Source organism: Streptococcus sp. (assembly GCF_019414905.1).
GTDB lineage: Bacteria > Bacillota > Bacilli > Lactobacillales > Streptococcaceae > Streptococcus.
Genome location: NZ_DXLC01000029.1, coordinates 1 through 839, shown reverse-complemented (window position 1 = coordinate 839; position 839 = coordinate 1). Strand labels below are relative to the sequence as shown.

At 42.4% G+C, this 839-nt stretch carries 1 protein-coding gene; it reads right to left on the bottom strand.

Going from position 1 to position 839, the window contains the following annotated elements; translation table 11 throughout:
- On the bottom strand, window positions 1–839 hold an 839-nt coding region (locus QZ359_RS00725; RefSeq protein ID WP_293951895.1), incomplete at both ends, for an LTA synthase family protein.

Genomic DNA, 839 nt, shown 5'->3' with positions numbered 1-839 from the left:
ACTACCTTTTTTCTGCTCAATCTTTTGCAGAATTGGTAAAGAATTGAGGTAAGAAATACTTTCTGTATCAACTTTTCCAAGATGATCTGCTTGGTAGAAACGTATCAAATCGCCAGTTTGAATTTGGTCGCTGATTTTTAGCTGTTGGCTGGCTGCCTGCCGAACGATTTCTAGTTCAGTCTGAGCTTGTTCATCAAGATTACTGATTTCAAGACCACTTTCAGTATAGTAGGTTCGTCCGTCGTAGCTGGTATATTTGGGCGTGACGAAGGAATTTGCAGTTCGAAAGGCAACGATTTCTTGGTGGTCTGGTGATAGGAGGTCTTGTCCAACTTGAAGGAAGGAATTGGACTCAATACCAAGGAGGTGTTCGAGAGTCGGTAAGATATCGATTTGCCCGCCGTAGGTATTGATGATTTGTCCCTTTTCATAACCAGGCATGACCACCATAAAAGGCACTCGTTGCAACATAGCATTATCGTAATTAGACCAGTTCTCAGAAGTCTTGCCAATTAAGGGTGCCAGGTCAGGATTACGGGAGTTGGAAATGCCATAATGGTCTCCATAAATGACGATGATGGATTTCTCATAGAGGCCACTTTCTTTGAGATAGTCAAAGAAGGCCTTGATGGCACTGTCCAGATAGTTGGCTGTTTGGAAGTAGCCATTGATAGTTTCATCTTTGGTCTTGGCCAAGGGGAAACCAAGCTCATCGCCCGTCAGATTGCTAGCATAAGGATAGTGATTGGATACCGTGATATACTTGGCATAAAAAGGCTGCTGCAAATGCTCCAGATATTGGATAGAATCTTTCATCATGATTTTATCATTCAAACCAT